Source organism: Xanthobacter albus, from assembly GCF_043194895.2.
Classification (GTDB): Bacteria; Pseudomonadota; Alphaproteobacteria; order Rhizobiales; family Xanthobacteraceae; genus Xanthobacter.
In genome coordinates this window covers 167,645-185,348 of the sequence record NZ_CM195532.1, presented here as the reverse complement: position 1 = coordinate 185,348, position 17,704 = coordinate 167,645, and the positions used below count along the sequence as shown (strand labels likewise).

Here is a 17,704-nt window from a genome sequence, read left to right as displayed (position 1 = left end):
TCGGCCTGAGGACGGGCTTGCGCGGCATGGCCGGAGCGGCTCGGTGATGACCTGTCGTCACCGAGATTTCTATTCTACCCGTGTGAGGGCGCGCGCGCCTACTGAAGCATCCGCTCGAAGTTGATCACGAACAGCGCCGGGTCCGGGCGCTTGTTCACCTGGGTGTTGCTGAGCGTCACCTGGGTGTCGTAGCCCTGGGGGTCGGTGACCACCCATTGCTTCAGGGCCGAGGTCTTGGCATCGAACAGGATCAGCAGGCGGTAGGTGCCCATCATGGGCACCTGATGCTGCATGGTCACCGTGATGAAGCGGTCGTCCTGGAAGATGCCGGTCACGGCCGGGTCGCCGGCGAGGTCCACCCGCTCCGCCAGCAGGAAGCGCAGCGGCGTCTGGTTCAGGGGCGTGATGTCCTGGGTGTTCAGGCTGCGGTCGCGCACCGCCACCGACTGGCCGTTGGCGATCAGCTCCACCGGGCTCGGCGGGTCGTACTGGAAGCGCACGCGGCCGGGCTTCTGCATGTAGAAGTCGCCGGTGCGGCGGCTTCCGTCCGGATCCACCTGCGTGAAGTTGCCGGTCATGGACTGCACGGAGTTGTAGTAGTCGGTCACACGCGCCACGGTGGCGGGACTCGCCCTTCCGTCGGGCAGCGCCGGAGTGGGGGCGGCGGCCGGCGCGCGCGCCTCGGCCGTGGGCTTGAAGGGCGCGCCCGGCCGGCGCGGCGGCAGCGGGGCGGCGGGCAGGGCCGAGGAGCCCGAGCCGGATGAGCCCGCAGCGGAGGAACCGCCGGACGAGGATTTGGAGCCGCCATCCAGCGGTCCGCCCCAGAGCGAGCCGGGCGGCAGAGCCCCCTGCGCCCGCGCGGCGGAACCGGCCAGCAGCAGGGCGAGGCAGAGGCTCACGGCCATCGCACGCGGGGCAGAAGAACGGCTCGGCATCATTCAAGGTCTCTGAAACGAGGACGGGGCCCGGACAGGCATCCGCTCACACAGCTTTGCGCATGCTCCGCCGAATCCCGCAAGGGCGCGGCGGGGCACCACAGCCCCTAGCGGCAGCCTATGGCGATCCTGTGGCCCTCCGGTCACGGAATGGGGAGGCCGCCCGGCGCCCGGAGCGGTGACCCTGGGGCAGGTCGCGCGCCTTCACTCGGCGGCCTCTTCCGGCAGCAGGATCTCGCGCTTGCCGGCATGGTTGGGCGCGCCCACGAGGCCCTCGTTCTCCATCCGCTCCACCAGCGAGGCGGCGCGGTTGTAGCCGATCTGGAGACGGCGCTGGATATAGGAGGTGGAGCACTTGCGGTCGCGCATCACCACGTTGACGGCCTGGGTGTAGAGATCGTGGCCCTCGTCGCCGAAGCCACCCTTGTCGAACACGGCGCCGTCCTCGTCGTCATCCTCGGCGGTGACGGCCTCGATGTAGGCGGGCACGCCCTGGGCCTTGAGGTGCTTCACCACCTCCTCCACCTCCTCGTCGGAGACGAACGGCCCGTGCACGCGGCGGATGCGCCCGCCGCCGGCCATGTAGAGCATGTCGCCCTGGCCCAGCAGCTGCTCGGCGCCCTGCTCGCCCAGGATGGTGCGGCTGTCGATCTTGGAAGTGACCTGGAACGAGATGCGGGTGGGGAAATTGGCCTTGATGGTGCCGGTGATGACATCCACCGAGGGGCGCTGGGTGGCCATGACGAGATGGATGCCGGCGGCGCGGGCCATCTGGGCGAGGCGCTGGATGGCGCCCTCGATCTCCTTGCCGGCGACGAGCATCAGGTCGGCCATCTCGTCCACCACCACCACGATATAGGGCAGGGCCTCGAGATTCATCTCCTCGCGCTCGTAGACGGCCTCGCCGGTCTCGTGGTCGAAGCCGGTCTGCACGGTGCGCGCCACCGTCTCGCCCTTCTCCGCCGCCTCGCGCACGCGAGCGTTGAAGCCGTCGATGTTGCGCACGCCGAGCTTGGACATCTTCTTGTAGCGGTCCTCCATCTCCTTCACCGCCCACTTGAGCGCCACCACCGCCTTCTTCGGATCGGTGACCACCGGGCACAGCAGGTGCGGGATGCCGTCATAGACGGACAGCTCCAGCATCTTGGGGTCCACCATGATGAGGCGGCACTGCTCCGGCTTCAGCCGGTAGAGCAGGGAGAGGATCATGGTGTTGATGGCCACCGACTTGCCCGAGCCGGTGGTGCCCGCCACCAGCAGATGGGGCATACGGGCGAGATCCGCGATCACCGGATCGCCGCCGATGGTCTTGCCGAGGCCGATGGCCAGCTTGTGGCCGGAATCGCCGAAATCCTTGGTGGCGAGCAGGTCGCGCAGCAGCACCTTGTCGCGCCGGGCGTTGGGCAGCTCGATGCCGATGGCGTTGCGCCCCGGCACCACCGCCACGCGGGCCGAGACCGCGCTCATGGAGCGGGCGATGTCGTCGGCGAGGCCGATCACGCGCGAGGACTTGATGCCGGGCGCCGGCTCCAGCTCATAGAGGGTCACCACCGGGCCGGGGCGCACGTCCACGATCTCGCCGCGCACGCCGAAGTCCTTGAGGGTGGCTTCGAGCAGGAGGGCGGTCTCCTTCAGCGCCTCGGGCGAGAGGGCCGGAGCCTTGCTGGCCTGGGGCGCCGCCAGCAGGTCGAGCGGCGGGAACTGGTAATGTCCCTTGCGGCCGGCCGGCTTGCGGGTGCCGTGGCGGCGCCGGCCGCGGGTGTTCTCCGCGATCAGCTCGCTCTCTTCCAGCTCCGCCTCCTCGCCGGCGCCGGGGGCCTCGGCGGCCGCGTGGGCGCTCATCCGCGGCTCCACCCGCCCGCCGAGATCGGAATCGGAAGCCTCCCCGCCGAGCCGCTCGCGCGCGAGGCCGGCAAGGCCGGAAGGGGTCAGCGACGGCAGGCTGCGGCCGCCCAGCAGCCGCGCCTTGAGCGAGAGCATGGTGTGGGTGATGGCGCCGAGCGAGACGGACGTGCCGTCATCTTCCTCTTCATCGTCATCGTCTTCCGTGTCGTCGTCCATGGCCAGCGCGGGCTTGAGCGGGGTGCGCCGGCCGCCGGCGAAGGCGAGGAACAGGGCGGCCGCCGCCACCGTTCCGCCGATGGCCGCCACCAGCATCTGGCCGAGCGGCGCGGCGGCGCCGCTGGCGAACAGCCCGGCGATGCGCACGAACAGGTCGCCGATGACCCCGCCGAGCCCGGTGGTGGTGGGCCAGGTGCCCACCCGCGGCATGGCGCTGAGGAAGGCGCAGGCCCCCACCACCCCCACCGCCCAGGCGGTGATGCGCAGCCGTGCCCGGCCGAACGGCCGGTGGGTCACGAGCCGCCAGCCCCAATAGACGAGCGGCAGCACCACCGCGAGGCAGGCGAGGCCGAACAATTGCATCAGCAGGTCGGCCAGGATGGCGCCGGGCCGCCCCAGGATGTTGTGCACCGCCGAATCGGTGGCATTGGAAAAGCTCGGGTCCGCCGCCGACCAGGTGATGAGCGCGGCCACCGCCACGGCGCCGCCCAAGGCGATGCCAGCGCCCACGATCTCCCGGCTGCGGCGTCGCGCGCCCTGGCGCAGCGCCTCGGGGATGAAATCGAAGCGGGGCGCCTGGGGCTGCATGCGGGTATGCATCACCGCATCATCGGAGCGGCGGGCGGCGGCGGAGGTCGCAGGCATGGGGCGCAGCTCTCCTTCAGTCCAGCGCGGGCGCGAGGCCGGCGACGAGGCGCTTCAGCACCTCTTCCGATGTGGGAATGTCATGCACCAGGGCGACGCGCAGCCAGCCCTCGGCCGGATTGGTGCCGGTGATGTCGCGGCGGGCGAGATAGCCGCCCGGCACGGTGCGCAGGCCCTGCTCGCGCCACAGCCGCAGCGCCGCTGCCTCGCCGCCCGTGCGCCCTTCGCGCGCGAGGTGCGACACGTCGAGCCACAGGAAGAAGCCGCCGCCGGGGCGCCGGTAGCCGAAGCGCGCGCCGATGATAGTGTCGGCGAGGTCGAACTTGGCGCGATAGAGATCGCGCGAGTGGACCACGTGGGCCTCGTCCTCCAGCGCCGCCACCGCCACCGCCTGGAGCGGCTCCGGCACCTGCGGCGCCGCCACCCAGCGGAACGCCAGGAACTCCTTGAGGAAGGCCGCGTCGCCGGCGCAGAAGCCGCAGCGCAGTCCCGGCAGCGAGGAGCGCTTGGACAGCGAGTTGAAGGCCACGGCGCCGGTGAAGTCCCCTTCCGCCACCTCCAGGATGCCGGCCGGCTTCTCGGTGCCGAGGTAGATCTCCGAATAGCATTCGTCGGAGAACAGGAAGGCGCCGTGCCGGCGCGCCAGCTCCAGCGCGCGGCGCAGGTAGGCGGGGGAGGCGACCGCGCCTTGCGGATTGGCGGGGGAGGCGATGTAGATGGCCACCGTGCGGTCGAGCAGCGCGGGGTCGAGGGCGTCGAGGTCCGGCAGCCATCCGGTCTCGGCGCTGGTGGGCAGCACCACGGCCTCGCAGCCGGCGGCCTCGGCACCTGCGGCATAGGCGGCGTAGAAGGGGTTAGGCAGCAGCATGGCCGGCTTCTGCCCGGCCGCGAGCCTGCGCGGCCCCACGAGGCGCCGTGCCACGATGGCGGCCGAGAACAGCCCCTCGCGCGAGCCATTGAGCGCCAGCACCTCGCGGTCTGCATCGAGCGGGCGGGCGAGGGCGTAGCGGCGCTCCAGCCAGTGGGCGGCGGCAGCACGGAAGGTGGGCGTGCCCTCCGCGCGCGGATAGCGGCCGAAGCCGGCGAGGTTGCCGGCCAGCACCGGGCCCACGAAATCGGGCATGGCATGCTGCGGCTCGCCCACGGCGGCGCTGAGCGCCGGGCGGCCGGCCTCGATGCCGGCCAGGAGCTCGGCGAGGCGGATGAAGGGCGAGCGGCGGTCCTCCGTGGAGGCCGGCGCGGGAATGGTGGCGGGCAAGATGGGCAGCCTCGGCGCGCGAAAAATCGATTTGCGCCACTGTGCGCCAGGCGCGGTTAAAGTGTGGTAAATAAAAATAACCAATTACATCACATATATCATATGAAATCACCAAAACAATGCCCAATGCAAATAAGTATATAATTAAATTTAAATGAAATAAATACAATAAAAATATCACTTAAACTCTCGAAGGCGAGATGGGCAAGGGATTTTGCGTTGCCGCCGTTACGTCGGCAGCCTTCGCGTGCCGCGTCGAGGATCAACCGCCTTCCCAAGCGAGGCTTTCGGTGGAGCCTACCTCAGCAAGGCTCCGTGCGCGAACGTCGCCTTGAGGTGAACAACTTCTGATTGACAAAAAATATGATTGCAACCATCGTGCTGCCACTAAGAGCGTACCATAGGTACCTAATGGCTGGTCGCATGGTGGGGGCGTGGGGTGAAGGGTTCTCAATCGGCGAGCCGAGGGCTTCGTTTATTCAGTCAAAAAAAAGGTGTCCCCGAAGCTGGCGAAAAGACCTTCGGCGGTTCCGGTGCGATTCGTGATGGGCGGGGGGCGGGGGCAGCTCCTGGACTCAAAGAGCGCGTCGCAAATTATTTCGATGAAACCTTTTATCTTTCTCAAAACCCGGATGTCGCATCCGCCCGGGTGGAGCCTCTGTGGCATTACCTCAAACACGGCTGGCGTGAGGGGAGAGATCCGAGTCCCGCGTTCAACACGAGGTTTTATCAGCAGAAATACGCTGCTCTCCTGGGAGATCGCTGTCCTCTGCTCCACTACGTGGAGGAAGGGCGAGACGCAGGATTTTTAACGAGCCCGATCGAGGAGTTCGAATATTTCATATCTCAATATTCTGGAGACATAGAGCGCTTCATCGGCCGCATTTCTCTGGAGCCAAATGTACTGCAGGGGCGTGTGCTTCGAGATGTCGTCACTCCAATGTTTTCGGCGGACGAGGTGCGGCAGCGCCATGGCTTGCCGGAAACGGTGTCCGATTCAGAGTGCTTCATCCGCTATTTGGTCTTTGACTTCGGCCGCGGTCTGCGTCCCGGTCCTTTGTTTGATGGAGGGTTCTATTGTAGTCAGGCGCGCGCTCGCAACCTCTGTCCGCCTGCGGATCCCGATGCCTCATTCCTGCATTGGCTGAAATTCGGAATTCCAAATCGCATCAGTCCAGTAAGCTGGTATAATGACGAATCTTATCAGGATCTAAATCCGGATCTTCTCGCCTATGCCGAGTGGCCATTTCTTCACTTCATTCAGCACGGTTTGAACGAGGGTCGTAGCTTTCTTCCTACGGTTGCCATCACCGCAGTCGTGCATCCCCAAAATCAAACTGCCCTGGCTCGTGATTTCATCGTTCGGATGGCGAAGAGGCCAGACGTTGGCTCAATCCTGCAGGCAAATCTCGATTTCTGGCGGTCGCCGGAAATGGCGGAGATCATGGCTCGCGCCATTTTGCTGGAGCCCGAGATTCAGGCGCCGAAGGTGGGGGATCTTTCCCTTATGGCGCCTTGGCACGATGACAACTACCGCCTGTATGAACTGATACGGCGGCAAGTGCCCGGCACTTATGCGAATGTGATTTTCACGCCGTTCTGCAAGCTTGGTGGAGCGGATTTCGTCGGCGGTGTGCTCGCGCGCAGTCTCGTCAAACGTGGCGATACCATTCTCATCCGCACTGAGCAGTCCGATTGGGCGCGTCCGGACTGGTTTCCCGCGGAAATGGACACGGTTGATCTGTCCAAATGGCTGCAGCCCCTCAGTGACGCCGTCAAAAAACGCGTGCTCTACGAGCTCATCCGCGCATTGGAGCCAAAAAACGTCTTCAACGTGAATAGCCGGATAGCGTTCGAAACATTCGTCGATTACGGCGCTAGACTGCAGCTGCAGACGAACCTGTTCTGCTATTATTTCTGTGCTGATCGGACGCCCGCCGGGCAGGAGGCTGGCTATCCCGTCAGCTTCTTTGCCAATATTCTACCATTTCTAAAGGCGGCGCTGCTAGATACAGAGTATTTGAAGGATATCCTCTCTAGCCGATTGTGCCTGCCGGACGAGTTGCGCAAGAAGCTCGTCGTACTTCGCACGCCGCGCGTCTCGCAGGCTGAGGACGAACCTCTGGTCGACGCTCAACTGGCTCGCCGCGGTCGGCGCGCGCGTCCTGTCCTGCTATGGACCGGACGGCTTGATCGTCAGAAGCGCTTTGATCTGGTTGTCGAGATCGCGCGGGCTATGCCGGATGTTTCTTTCCAGTGTTGGGGGAAAGCGGTTCTGGATGCGGAGCCATCTCGCGACAACTTCCCATCCAATCTTATCTTGAATGCACCATTCAAGAATTATGAAGAGCTTCCACTGCGGGATTGCGATGGACTGCTCTATACCTCCGCGTGGGATGGCATGCCAACGATCCTGATCGAATTCGCGGGGCTCGGCATGCCCATTGTCGCGAGTTCGGTGGGCGGCGTGCCGGAACTGATCGATGAGACGACGGGCTGGCCGGTGCCGGAGTGTGCCGGAACTGAAGAATACGTTGCAATCATCAGACGCTTTTTGGCGAGCACGGAGCAGAGGGCTGCCCGAGTGCGAAGACTTCAAGAGCGCGTGCGCGCGAATTATACGCGGGAAGCCTACGACCAAGCCCTGGGCGCCTTTCTGCAGCAGGATGGACGAAATGACTGAGGCTGGCGGCAAGGGCGCACCCGACATTTCAGTCGCCATTACCGCTCACAGGGAGGGCGTGATCTCCGCCGCCACGGCGCGAAGTGCTTTGCAGGCGATTGATCATGTCGTGCAGTGTGAGCGGGTGAGGGTCGAGGTTATTCTCGTTCTCGATCGGGCGGATGCGACCACATCGGCAGTCTTGTCGAATGCGTTGGCGAACGTTGCCAAAATCTACGAGACGCAGGAGGGTGATCCCGGCCAGGCTCGAAATCGGGCCGCCGAGTTCGCGTCTGGGGAATACATAGCCTTTCTCGATGCAGACGACTTGTGGTCATTCAACTGGCTCACGGAGGCATTGCGCCTCGTGCGGGAGCGGCCCGATGCCGTTGCGCACTCGGCATGTAATGTCATCTTCGGCGGCGAGAAAAATATCTGGTGGCATATCGATTCAGAGGGGCCGTTCTTCGATAACGCCTATCTTGAGTGGGCAAATTACTGGGATGCAATGGCCTTCGCGAAGACGTCCGTCTATCGTCGGTTTCCGTTCAGAAGAAACGATCTTCAGATCGGATTCGGCCACGAGGACTGGCATTGGAACTGTCTGACCCTTGCCGCAGGTATCGCACATAAGCCCGCGCCCAATACGGTGCATTTCAAGCGTCGGCGCAAGGGATCCCAGTCTGCATTGGTCAATGAGAAAGGCGGCACGGTTTGGCCGCTTGGCGTGTGAGATGCAGCGCAAGAGCATCAATGATGCTGCCAGCTTGTCACTGAATGTCGGCTGAAGCGCGTCATGTAAATATCGGAGTTCCACAGATGAGCGGTTGGGAAAATTTCATTTCAGTGAACTCCGATGTGGAGCAAAAGTTCCATGTCCTGCGTCCCGCATCCGAATATTTTGAATTAGATGCACACATGGCAGAGTGGGGAGAACTTGATTTTCAGGAGGCCATAAAAAATGATGTTTACTCGCTTCCGGAGATAAAGGATAGAGAGGGATATTACGGTCCAGATCATTTCAGCTATTGGGCAAGTGGGCTGCGCGATGCCGAAATGTTGCTTGAGGCCGCACGCACTTACGGGGTCGCTGTGCGTTCGTATCTGGATCTCGGCTGTGCGTCGGGTCGAGCCATTCGGCATTTCGGGGTACAGTATCCTCACGTTCGCACGCTGGGCTGTGACATCAACAGGCTGCATGTGGAATGGTGTAACGCATTTCTGCAAAGTAATTGTATGGTTTTCCAAAACAATTCGATTCCCAGCATTCCGTTGCCGGATGAGAGCCTGGACCTGGTTACTGCTTTTCCCGTCTTCACTCACATCGAGACACTCGAGACGACGTGGCTGATGGAGTTGATGCGCTTGTTGCGTCCCGGCGGGCTCGCGTGGATCACCGTGCATACGGAGAAGACGCTCGTGGATATGGCGGAGGGTTGGCCGCTGTTTGAGGCAACGCGCGCGCATCCTGAAGGCGCCAAGGTGCTTTCCGAGGGGCGGAGTTTCTCAGGAAATCGGTTGGTTCTGCGTTGGAAAGCGGATGCTTCATATTCAAGCAACGTCTTCTATAAAGAGGAATATATTCGATCAACATGGGGTCGACTTGTGAACATTTTAGATATTCGGCGCAGATGCCCAGATTTTCAGGATGTAGTGCTCATTCAAAAGCGAAAATAAGCGTAGGTAGAGCTCTGGACGAGCGTCTTTTCGGCATGGTGATGTAACGTGTCTGAACGCTTGCTAGCGCGTTATCTAAAATGGCGGATGTATCTATGTTGATACTCGGCGGCACCGGCTTCATCGGGAAGCACCTATGTGAAGCTGTGTCGAAGCGCGGCACGCGGGCGGTGGTGGCTTCCCGAGGCCCTGACCTTTCATTTCTCGCGGAATACGCGCCGGGCGTGGCTGCAATGTCCTTGGCGGATCTTTCCGAGCGTGGAGACAGCGTGTTCGCCGAGTACAATACTCTTGTCTATCTTGCCTCCACGTCTGTGCCAGCAACATTCGAGCAGCAGCCCGCTCGAGAGCTTTCGGCCAACGTCGCGCCAGCGTTCGAGATCTTTGACCGGGCGCAGCGCGCCAATCCGTATCTCAGGATCATTTTTGTGTCCTCCGGCGGGACGGTCTATGGGGCCGGCCACGCGGCTCCGATTCGCGAATCCGCGCCGGCGCGTCCCATTTCCGCTTATGGCTATGGAAAGCTCGCGACCGAGGAGGCGCTGCGTTTTCTGGGGCGCACACGCGGATTGAGCCATGCGATCTTACGAGTATCCAACCCGGTTGGGCGGTGGCAATCGAACCCCGCCCACGGCATCGTGACGGTTGCATTGCGGGCTGCCCTGCGTGGCGAAGGGATCAAATTATTCAATGGTGGAGTGCAGGTTCGGGATTTTATCGATGCGGACGATGTCGCCGACGCCATTTTGAGTGTTGCGGGCAGTCGGGATTACACGCAGAGCACTTGGAACATCGGCTCCGGCGTCGGCCGGCGTATTCTCGAGGTCGTCGATCTGGTGGAGGCGATGACGGGCCTGCCCATTGCGCGTACGAACCTTTCCGGGCGCGCGGTCGATGTTCCCTATTCCGTGCTCGACTGCGGCAAAGCCCAGCGGGAATTGAACTGGACCGCGCGAACGCCTCTGGAGGCAACAATCTCGTCCATTCAGCGAGCCTGGGAGATGGCTCGAGAGGAAAGCTTGTCATGATGTCGGCAACGTGGCCGCTGGACATATCGCCCGAGTTCCGGCGCGTTTGGGAGCTGGTCTCGCCGTTTACGATGACGTCGCCGGAACGCGGGTATGCGCTTTGGTCGGCGGTGAATCACGTCGTCGACAACGACATTCCCGGCGTGTTCGTGGAATGCGGGGTGTGGAAGGGGGGGTCGGCCATGCTCATGGCCCTGGCTCTTTTGGAACGGCGCGTGAGCAGGGATATATTTCTGTTCGATACTTTCGAGGGCATGACGGAGCCCTCCGACGCAGATCGTGATTTGAATGGCGTTGCGGCCCGCGAGCTGATGGAGGGGGGGTATGGGGAGCGCATCTCCGAGCTCGTAGTGGCTCGCGCCGGGCTGGAGGAGGTCGAGCGGGCACTCGCCTCCACGGGGTATGATCCGCGTCTGCTGCACTACGTACGCGGAGATGTCCGGGAAACGTTGCCGCGGACGCAGACGCTGTCCATCGCGCTTCTGCGGCTTGATACGGACTTCTATGACAGCACGCTGGCTGAGCTTGAGCATCTCTATCCGCGTGTGAATGCGGGGGCGCCGGTCATCATCGATGATTTTGGCCATTGGCAGGGCGCATGCAAGGCGGTGGAAACCTATTTCTCCGATCCGGCGCGGAGGGGGCGGAGGCCGCTGTTGTGGGCGGTGGATTACACCGGCCGTGCGTTCGTGAAGACTGAACCGGCGACGAATGTCGAGGTGGAGCGCTATGACTATGTGCCTCCGGACATGGAGGACCCAGGGCTTCAGCATCTATTTCCCGCCGCTGAACCGGTGAACCCGTGGGCCATTAACTGGCCTCACCTGCGCCCTTCCGCCCCGCACGTCTTCCGTAGTGATCGGCGTAACACGAGCTCCATTCCGACGGGCAACGCCTCCTATGAGGAGGCGACCTGCCTCTACAATGTGGCCAAGCAATTCTGCGGAAGGCGCGGGCTGGAAATTGGCACTCATTTTGCTTGGACGGCCGCGCACCTGCGTGCCGCAGGGCTGGAGCTTGACCTGATCGATCCGGCTTTCGCGGAACCGGAGCGCGACCGGCTGGTGCGCGTGACTCTTGATGCGGTTCAGTCGCCGGCCTCCTATCACCTCTGGCCGCTTTTTTCTCCGGCTGCGGTTGAGGTGGCCCGTGCGCGTGCCAACGAACCCTGGTCCTTCGCTTTCATCGACGGCAATCACGACGGTGATGCTCCGGAGGACGATGCCCGTGCGGTTCTGGAGCATTCTGCCGCGGATGCCGCGGTGATGTTTCACGACATGACGTCGCCGCATGTGGCGCGCGGGCTGGCCGTGTTTCAGGATGCGGGCTGGAATGTCGCCGTCTGGAATACCATGCAGGTGATGGGGGTTGCTTGGCGCGGTGAGGTAGTGGTGCCGCGGCACGTCGCAGACCCGAATGTGCCGCGCCTGTTCTATTCTCACCTGGAGCGCTTTCTTCGGCCGTAGAATGCGTTCGCGTCGGTGAGGCCGCCGCGTGGGGAAGCGTGTCTTCCAGAGGCGCGGAGACCTCCGCGTGAGCGGGCGCGGCGAGGCGCGAGAATTCCTTGAAATTGACGCCGCGCGCAGAAGCGGGGTGCTTGAGGGGCCGGGCGCAGCGGAGCGCGAGGCGCAAGCCGGCGGACAGAGAAATGAGGGTGCAGTTGAACGTGTATATTGCAGATGTTGCCAAATGTCTATTTGTGCATTCTGGTAAATGGGCATTTGAAGAGCGCCAAAAAATAGGGGCCGGGGCCACATTTTTTCTGCATATACCCAAATCCGCCGGAACAGCCTTTAACAGTGCGCTGGCGGCTGCCTTAAATGCGTCGAGCATTGTATCTGGATTCGACCATTGCGTCTTCGGCTCATTTTCTGAATTCGCCACGATCCAGCCTGACATAAGAGCATCGATCTATGCTCCTTCAGAGCCCTTGCCGAAGGAGGTGGATTTTATCGGCGGCCATTTTGCCCTATCGACGGTCCGTCGTTATTATCCGAATGCCAATACATGCGTTGTTTTGCGAGAGCCGATATCCAGAATACTCTCGCATTGGCTCTATTGGCGACAGTTCAGCGATGATGAGCTGACGGGCTGGGGGCCGGCGTGGTCCCGGCGCGTGCTTCGGGCACGAGGCGCCCTGGTGGACTTCTTGCGGGATCCGGAGATCGCATGCCAGATCGACAATGTCGCGACGCGTATGGTCTTGTGGCCCGATGTTCGTGTCCCGGACGGGGCCTTCATCGAGCGGCGTAACGATCAGGCGATCCTACTGGACGTGGAGGCGGAGGTCCGCCGCTTCGATTTCATCGATTACCTGGAGAATCCTGACTTCGTCGCCAATGTCGAGAAGTGGATCGGCGTTCCGTTCGTGTTGCCACGGATGAATGAGACGCGTCCGGCATGCGAGCTGTTCCCAGTCGATCTTGATCGGGAGCTGACGCCGGAGGCCTTTGCCTTGCTCGAGGAAAGATCGCGCCTTGATCAATCCCTCTGGCAGACGGTTGCGGTGAGAAGAGGGGCGGGGGATACCGCGAGGCTGAAGCAGGAGCTCATTCGGGATTTCCTCCGAAGGCAGAACCGGATCCAGGCGCGGCGCGGGCGCTGACCTGTCGTCGCCAGCGTCTGCGGTGTGTCGTGCGGCAGCCGTCGCCAGCGTCCGGGAGACGTCAGGCCTTCTTCAGCACGGCGCGGGCGCGGCGGGCGTCTTCGGCGATCTGGGCCACCAGGGCGTCGATGCCGTCGAACTTCAGCTCCGGCCGCAGGTAGGCGTGGAACTCCACCTCGATGCGCTGGCCGTAGAGGTCGCCGGTGAAGTCGAAGATGTGGACCTCCAGCAGCGGCGCGCCGTTGTCGAAGGTGGGGCGGCGGCCGAAATTGGCGACCCCGTCATGGTGCTGCCCGTCCGGCGTCACCGCCCGCACCGCGTAGATGCCGAAGGCCAGCTCGAGATCCGCCGGCAGGGCGAGATTGGCGGTGGGAAAGCCGATGGTGCGGCCGCGCTTGTCGCCGTGGCGCACCTCGGCGCTCACGGAGAAGGGCCGGCCCAGCATGTGGGCGGCATGGCCCACCTGGCCCGCGGCCAGCGCCTTGCGGATGGCGGTGGAGGAGATGGGGTCGTCTTCGTCGCGCATGGGATCCACCACGGTGACGGCGAAGCCGTGGCGCCGCCCCGCCCCTTCCAGGAAGGCGGGCGAGCCGGCGCGGGCCCGGCCGAAATGGAAATCAAAGCCCACCGCGATGCCGCTGACCCCGTAGCGCCCCACCAGGATGTCGCGCACGAAGGCTTCCGCCTCCATGGTGGCGAGCGCGTGGTCGAACGGCAGCACGATGGCGCCGGCAAGGCCCGCGGCCTCGATCTGCCGCAGCTTGGTGGCTTCGGGCGTGAGGCGGAAGGGCGCGGTCTGAGGGTTGAAGAAGGTGCGCGGATGCGGCTCGAAGGTCAGCGCCAGTGTCGCCACGCCCTTCTCCCTCGCCATGTCGCGCGCGGTGTCGAATACCGCGCGATGGCCCCGGTGGACGCCGTCGAAATTGCCGATGGCGAGCACCGGCCGGGCCATGTCCGCCGGAAGCGGCTGCGGCCCGCGCAGGACGACGAAGGCGGGGGAAGGGGAATCTGGCATCGGCGGCGTGCGAATCCTGTGTGGACGGAGCCCTCTTCGGCGCGGGCGGGTGCCGCCGTGGCGCACCAGCCTTGATGGCGAAAGGCTCTAGGCGCAGGCGCGCCGGTGCGTCAAGGGAGGCGTGCGTGCCTCACCACGCAAGGCGCGGCATCACCCCGCGCGGGTGGGCATGGCCCTCGAACAGGGCGGCGAGGGAGGCGCTGTCGGGCACCGCCCCATCCACCGCCTTCAGTTCGACGGCGTGGATGCCCCCGGCGATGAACAGGCTGTCGAAGCCGGCGGCTTCCGCGCCGGCGATGTCCGTGCGCAGCGCATCGCCGATGCCGAGCACGCGCGCGCGGTCCACCGGTCCGCCACGCACCGCGTCGGCCTGGGCGAGGGCGGTCTCGTAGATGGGCAGGTAGGGCTTGCCGCAATAGACGGTGCCGCCGCCGATGTCCTCATAGGCCTTGGCGATGGCGCCGGCGCAGTAGACGAGGCTCGCGCCCCGCTCCACTACCAGGTCCGGATTGGCGCAGATGAAGGACAGGTCGCGCGCCTTCATCTGCGCGAGCATGTCGGCGTAGTCGTCCGGGGTTTCCGTGTCGTCGTCGAACAGGCCGGTGCACACCACGAGGTCGGCCTCGTCGAGCGGGGAGAGCACCACGTCCAGCCCCTCGTAGGTGCCGAGGTCGCGCTCCGGCCCCAGGTGGAACACGCGGGCCCCGGCGCGGGCCGCCAGCAGGGCGCGGGTGACGTCGCCGGAGGTGACCACCGCGTCGTAGCTGCTGCGCGGCACGCCGAAGCCGTCGAGCATGGCGATGATGGCGGGGTGGGGGCGCGGGGCGTTCGAGACCAGCACCACGCTGGCGCCCCGGGCCCGCGCCCGGCCGAGGGCGGCGCAGGCGGCCGGGAAGGCATGGACCCCGTTGTGCACCACGCCCCACACGTCGCACAGGATCAGGTCGTAATCGCCGGCGAACGCCGAAAGCCCGGAGATGAGCGGGGGCGCGCCGATCTGGGTTGCCGCCGGGGTGCCTTCAGCCATGCCATCGTCTCCCTTGTGTGCGGCGCACAGGTGCCACGGGCGCGGGCGGACCACAAGAGCGCCCTGCGCAAGGCTGGCGCCGCCACGGCGGGGACCGGAAGGCAGGCGGGGAGCGCATCTGCCGGCGGACCTGGGGCGCTCGGGCGTCGCTGCAAGGCCGTAGGAGAACGCGGGCGCCGCAGGGGGCGGAACGGGGGCCAACTCCCCGCCGCCCCATTCGGCCGCTCGCTCCGCGGGGCAGGGATCGTGTCTCGCGTGTGGGCAAATGCGGCTTGCCTCTTGCTGCGAGGCATGGGCCTTGGCTATGGTGCATCCCATCGCGGGCGTAGTTCAGTGGTAGAACGACAGCTTCCCAAGCTGTATGTCGTGGGTTCGATTCCCATCGCCCGCTCCAATTTTCCAAAAATATATCAACGTGATACGACCGCTCTTGCAGGCTGGATGGCTGCCGGAGGTGGAACGAAGGGTGCGCATTCGGCGGAAGCGCGGCAGAGAAGCCCGAAAATCCCAAAAATCGATCTTCCTTCGTTGGTGGCCCGCGATCCGGTCATGGACCCGCTCGCGGCCACGCCGGCATCGCGTCTGGACGCCATTCGCCGAGGAGATGCGCGGCCGGGGACTAATGAACCCCGCGTATAAGTTCATGCGGTATTGAACGCCTAATCGCCGGCCAGGACACCTCCTATCTTCCGTGCACCGAAGGCCCGTCCTGGCCTTTGGATCCACGGAAAGACAAGCCATGCAGAAGCGCACACTCGGCAAGGGCGGCCTTGAGGTCTCGGCTCTCGGCTTTGGCTGCATGGGGCTGAATTTCAGCTATGGCCACTCCCTGGGCAAGGACGAGGCCATCGCGCTGATCCGCAGGGCGGTGGACCTCGGCGTGACCTTCTTCGATACGGCCGAAGTCTATGGCCCCTTCACCAATGAGGAGATCGTCGGCGAGGCCCTGCGTCCTGTCCGGGACCGGGTGGTGATCGCCACCAAGTTCGGCTTCAATATCGTTGACGGCAGGATGGCGGGCATGAACAGCCGGCCGGAGCACATCAAGGCGGTTGCCGATGCCGCGTTGAAGCGCCTCGGCATCGATGCCATCGACCTGTTCTACCAGCATCGCGTCGATCCCGACGTGCCCATCGAGGAGGTCGCGGGGGCCGTCAGGGAACTGATCGCGGCGGGCAAGGTGAGGCATTTCGGCCTGTCCGAGCCTGGTGCTCAGACCGTGCGCCGCGCCCATGCCGTCCAGCCGGTCACGGCGCTGCAGAACGAATATTCCCTCTGGACGCGCGGCCCCGAGAACAATGGCATCCTTGAGACCTGCGAGGAGCTCGGTATCGGCCTCGTGCCCTACAGCCCCCTCGGCAAGGGGTTCCTGACCGGCACGATCGGCAGGGATACGAAGCTCGACGAGAACGACTTCCGCAAGATCCTGCCGCGCTTCACTCCAGAGGCCATCGAGAAGAATCTGGCGCTGGTGGACCTCCTGAAGCGCATCGCCGCCGGCAGGAAGGCGACGCCGGCCCAGATCGCGCTCGCCTGGCTCCTGGCGCAGAAGCCGTGGATCGTGCCGATCCCCGGCACCACCAAGATGAACAGGCTCGAGGAAAACCTCGGCGCCGTGAACGTGGAGCTGACCGCGACCGATCTTGCGGAGATCAGGACGGCGCTCGGCGAGATCGACATCGAGGGCGAGCGCTATCCCGAGCAGCTCATGGCCACCACCGGCCGTTGAGCCGGGGGCGGCCGGATGGAGGGCCGATCGCCATGTCCGGCTCACCGTCCCACGGCATGAACAAAGGAGCAGCGCCATGAGCAACAACATTGCAGGCAAGGTCGTGGTCATCACCGGCGCCAGCAGCGGCCTCGGCGCGGCCACCGCACGGCATCTCGCTGCCGAGGGCGCAAAGCTCGTCCTCGGCGCGCGCCGGCTCGACCGGCTTCAGGCGCTGGCCGGAGAGCTCGGCCTGCCCGCCGCGGCGGCAGTCGCGACCGATGTCACCGACGCCGCCCAGGTGAAGCACCTCGTCGACACCGCCGCGGCCGTGCATGGGCGGCTGGACGTCATTCTCAACAATGCCGGCCTCATGCCCCATTCGCCGCTGGAGCGCGGCAAGATCGATGACTGGGACCGCATGATCGACGTCAACCTCAAGGGCGTGCTCTACGGCATCGCCGCCGCCTTGCCGCACATGACGGCGCAGAAGAGCGGCCACATTATCAACGTGTCCTCGGTCGCCGGCCACAAGGTGCGGCCGGGCAGCGCCGTCTACGCCGCCACCAAGGCGGCGGTGCGCATGCTCTCGGAGGGGCTGCGCCAGGAGGTGAAGCCTTACAACATCCGCACCACCATCATCTCGCCCGGCGCGGTCCGCTCCGAGCTGCCGCAGAGCGTCACCGAGGCGGATGTCGCAAAGGGCATCCGGGACTTTTACGAAGCGGTGGCCATCCCCGCCGAGAGCTTCGCGCGCATGGTGGCCTTCGCCATCGGCCAGCCGGATGAGGTGGATGTGAACGAGATCCTGTTCCGCCCCACGGCGCAGGAGCTGTGACGCCGATGCGCGTGGCGCGATCGGAGGCGGGACGAAGACGCCAGGGCCGGGAGCTTTCCCTGCGACGTGGCGGTGGCATCGGCCAGGGCGATGCCGTGCGCGGTGAGATGGGAAGGCATGGCGGGCGCGTGCTCGTGTCTCCGCCGCCGCCTTCATCGTCGCCAACCCCATTGCCCGCGCGCTCGCGGATTTCCCCTGAGCGGACGGGCGCGGTTTCGGCGCAGGCCGGCGCCGTCCATTGCGGC

At 64.6% G+C, this 17,704-nt stretch carries 13 protein-coding genes and 1 tRNA gene; 9 read left to right on the top strand and 5 right to left on the bottom strand.

Annotated elements, in window-relative coordinates; genetic code table 11:
- Positions 1-98 precede the first annotated feature (98 nt).
- The 3 genes from V5F75_RS00825 to V5F75_RS00815 all read right to left on the bottom strand — a co-directional run bounded on the left by V5F75_RS00825 (position 99) and on the right by V5F75_RS00815 (position 4,899).
- Complete coding sequence (locus V5F75_RS00825; protein ID WP_394034294.1) at positions 99-899, bottom strand: outer-membrane lipoprotein carrier protein LolA; 801 nt, start codon at positions 897-899, stop codon at positions 99-101.
- Positions 900-1,139: 240 nt separating this feature from the next.
- Entirely contained in the window at positions 1,140-3,596 is a 2,457-nt protein-coding gene (locus tag V5F75_RS00820) for a DNA translocase FtsK (protein WP_445329411.1), read from the bottom strand.
- 61 nt (positions 3,597-3,657) lie between these two features.
- Positions 3,658-4,899 (bottom strand): aminotransferase class I/II-fold pyridoxal phosphate-dependent enzyme, encoded by a 1,242-nt coding sequence (locus tag V5F75_RS00815; RefSeq protein WP_394034293.1) that lies wholly within the window; start codon positions 4,897-4,899, stop codon positions 3,658-3,660.
- Between the two features lie 439 nt (positions 4,900-5,338).
- Here V5F75_RS00815 and V5F75_RS00810 point away from each other — a divergent pair, with 439 nt between their 5' ends.
- The 6 genes from V5F75_RS00810 (at position 5,339) to V5F75_RS00785 (ending at position 12,871) form a co-directional block, all read left to right on the top strand.
- Complete coding sequence (locus tag V5F75_RS00810) at positions 5,339-7,582, top strand: glycosyltransferase family 4 protein (RefSeq protein WP_394034292.1); 2,244 nt, start codon at positions 5,339-5,341, stop codon at positions 7,580-7,582.
- Positions 7,575-8,294, top strand: coding sequence for a glycosyltransferase family 2 protein (locus tag V5F75_RS00805; protein WP_394034291.1), 720 nt, complete (start codon positions 7,575-7,577; stop codon positions 8,292-8,294). Before V5F75_RS00810 ends, V5F75_RS00805 begins: the two co-directional genes overlap by 8 nt.
- Positions 8,295-8,380: 86 nt before the next feature.
- Positions 8,381-9,238: a class I SAM-dependent methyltransferase gene (locus V5F75_RS00800; protein ID WP_394034290.1), complete on the top strand. Its 858-nt coding sequence runs from the start codon at positions 8,381-8,383 to the stop codon at positions 9,236-9,238.
- Between the two features lie 95 nt (positions 9,239-9,333).
- Positions 9,334-10,266: an NAD-dependent epimerase/dehydratase family protein gene (locus V5F75_RS00795; protein WP_394034289.1), complete on the top strand. Its 933-nt coding sequence runs from the start codon at positions 9,334-9,336 to the stop codon at positions 10,264-10,266.
- Positions 10,263-11,732 carry a class I SAM-dependent methyltransferase gene (locus V5F75_RS00790; RefSeq protein ID WP_394034288.1) on the top strand — a complete coding sequence of 490 codons (1,470 nt, stop codon included), beginning with the start codon at positions 10,263-10,265 and terminating at the stop codon, positions 11,730-11,732. Before V5F75_RS00795 ends, V5F75_RS00790 begins: the two co-directional genes overlap by 4 nt.
- A 188-nt stretch (positions 11,733-11,920) precedes the next feature.
- Positions 11,921-12,871, top strand: coding sequence for a hypothetical protein (locus tag V5F75_RS00785; RefSeq protein ID WP_509212130.1), 951 nt, complete (start codon positions 11,921-11,923; stop codon positions 12,869-12,871).
- Between the two features lie 61 nt (positions 12,872-12,932).
- Here V5F75_RS00785 and V5F75_RS00780 read toward each other — a convergent pair whose 3' ends face one another.
- Complete coding sequence (locus tag V5F75_RS00780; protein ID WP_394034286.1) at positions 12,933-13,886, bottom strand: bifunctional riboflavin kinase/FAD synthetase; 954 nt, start codon at positions 13,884-13,886, stop codon at positions 12,933-12,935.
- Between the two features lie 130 nt (positions 13,887-14,016).
- Entirely contained in the window at positions 14,017-14,913 is an 897-nt protein-coding gene (locus V5F75_RS00775) for a TIGR01459 family HAD-type hydrolase (protein WP_394034285.1), read from the bottom strand.
- Between the two features lie 319 nt (positions 14,914-15,232).
- On the opposite strand from V5F75_RS00775, the gene V5F75_RS00770 reads away from it, so the two are divergent.
- The 3 genes from V5F75_RS00770 (at position 15,233) to V5F75_RS00760 (ending at position 17,459) form a co-directional block, all read left to right on the top strand.
- Positions 15,233-15,307, top strand: a tRNA-Gly gene (locus V5F75_RS00770).
- Between the two features lie 345 nt (positions 15,308-15,652).
- Positions 15,653-16,642, top strand: coding sequence for an aldo/keto reductase (locus V5F75_RS00765; protein WP_394034284.1), 990 nt, complete (start codon positions 15,653-15,655; stop codon positions 16,640-16,642).
- Positions 16,643-16,718: 76 nt separating this feature from the next.
- Positions 16,719-17,459 (top strand): SDR family oxidoreductase, encoded by a 741-nt coding sequence (locus V5F75_RS00760; RefSeq protein ID WP_394034283.1) that lies wholly within the window; start codon positions 16,719-16,721, stop codon positions 17,457-17,459.
- Positions 17,460-17,704 lie beyond the last annotated feature (245 nt).